This window comes from Moorena sp. SIO4E2, from assembly GCF_010671945.1.
Lineage (GTDB): Bacteria > Cyanobacteriota > Cyanobacteriia > Cyanobacteriales > Coleofasciculaceae > Moorena > Moorena producens.
In genome coordinates this window covers 1-1994 of sequence record NZ_JAAHIE010000993.1, presented here as the reverse complement: position 1 = coordinate 1994, position 1994 = coordinate 1, and the positions used below count along the sequence as shown (strand labels likewise).

Below are 1994 nucleotides of genomic sequence, written 5' to 3'. Positions count from 1 at the left end.
GGTAACAGACAAAAATCTTATTAACTGTAAGCATTCAGCCGTCAGCTAATGGGCTACGCGCACGCTGCGCGAACAGTTAATGGGCTACGCGCATTAGCTGAATGCTTACCATTAACTCAATTTTTTGGTAACCGTTCAGGGGGGTTGTAATCATCAAAAAAACACACCCGGCAGGAGTAATAATGAAATAAAATTATTAAGCTGCGATCACTAGCTCTCGCTCATGGTCGTGATCAGAAATAGCTACCTATGGGAGTAACGAAGGGGCAGGTTTACCTGCGCGTGCAGCGTTGATTGCATTTGTCAAAAACTCCAAAACATTACGCTGCTGGGACTTCAATGTTGTCACAACAGTTAACATACGAGCAACAAAAGCACTCCCTGCTTGAGTCTGAGCAACCTTAACTGGTACGTCGCCAGATTACTGCTGGAGCGATGCAGCGCGGTCTTGGGGGTTCCCCCCATGAGCGACTGCATCAAGACACGGATGGCTCTTTCTGCTGCATTATTTGTTGGTTCCACACCCTCAACACTCACAAACAACCATAAAGCTGGTTCAACTTTGAGTAGTTGGCGACAAGTGCGGACAGTTTTAGCAAGGGGTGTTTTCTCCTGTGACCCAATCGAGTAAGAATCTGCTTGTTTTAAAGTCAACTTGACCGCTTCACGTATCTCCTCGACCAGCAATTGAAACTGACAACGTTTCAAAGTACCATCTCTTACCCGATGCCACAATTTAAACAGCTTCTCCTGTTGTTTAACCAGTGCAGTCCCTAATTCAATAGAAACCCCAGGACGTTCCGAGATTTTAATAAATTCCCGTCGCAGATGTGCCCAACACAATTGCCGACGTTCCTTGTCTACCCAGTTATACGCACCATGACGGTCTGAGTTTAAAATACCACCAAAATTTTGACCCAGTAGGTTTGCCAGAAGCAGAGGTACAACGAGTTAGGGCAATCTCAAAAAATGTCACTAGTGGCGTGAGTGGCACCCACAACCACGCTTTTCGTTGTTTGGGGTTTTTCCCATCTAGATTTCCGTGGATTTTAGCTCGAAACGGGCTGCTCCTACCACCAATGAGTGTTGGACATAAAGTTTGGCATCCTCAACACTGCTTGCCACTGCATCGCTTGCTTCTTGCCGGAGTTTGTTTACCGTTCCTAATGACATGGAAATCTCAAACAAGTCAGCTAGAGCACTTTGCACCTGGCGTTGACTATTGCGGTAAACGACCCTCAGTAGTGCCACCATTGCTACTACTCGTACTCCGTATCCACTCCTGTTGACCTCCTCTGGCAATTTAGCCCTGGTTGATCTGTGACATTGCCCACACTTCAAGGAGTGCAAACGATGCTCGATCACGATCGGTTCAATCGGTGGAATCTCTACTATTTGGTGGCGATAGGGGTTTTGATCTTCTCCACTTAGTCAAATCCCACAACAGGAGCATTTGGTTGGATGATGGTCAATGATCTGGTTACACCGCTCGATTGGATACAAGTAAAGATTATGCCCATCATGACCTGGTTGACCCCCTCGTTTTCTCTTACTTTTCTTTTTCTGTGGTTTTTTTTCCAGCCCTGGTGGGTCAAAGGAAGGAGGCGATGATGAGTTCTTTGATGTCCGTCGGGTTTTTTCTAATAGCTGTTGCTGAACTGCCGATATATCTCTGAGTTGTTTTTCTAAATTTTCAATTTGCTGCGCCATTCCCTCTACCAGTTTTTTGACACTGGCTGGAGTTTCTTCCCAATCTGACCAGGGGACTTGCTCTATATAGTTTGGGCGCTGCTGTTCCATGTTCCTTACCTTAGCATATTCTCGCTGCCATTTTTGGCGAGGGCTCTTCTACCCCCTGAACGCTTACATTTTTTGTTGAAATTCGAATAAATCCCATCCTAAAGAAGTTTTTTTGTTCAAAGTCAACGAATTTTCCCCTGACTTTGAACAAAAATCAAAGTCGGATTTGCGTACGCAACCAGAATTTAGAGTAC

The 1994-nt window shown here is 45.4% G+C and carries 1 pseudogene; it reads right to left on the bottom strand.

The window, feature by feature from the left end:
• Positions 1 to 247: 247 nt before the first annotated feature.
• Positions 248 to 1800 (bottom strand): annotated as a pseudogene (gene tnpC, locus F6K37_RS39820) (IS66 family transposase).
• Between the last annotated feature and the right edge of the window lie 194 nt (positions 1801 to 1994).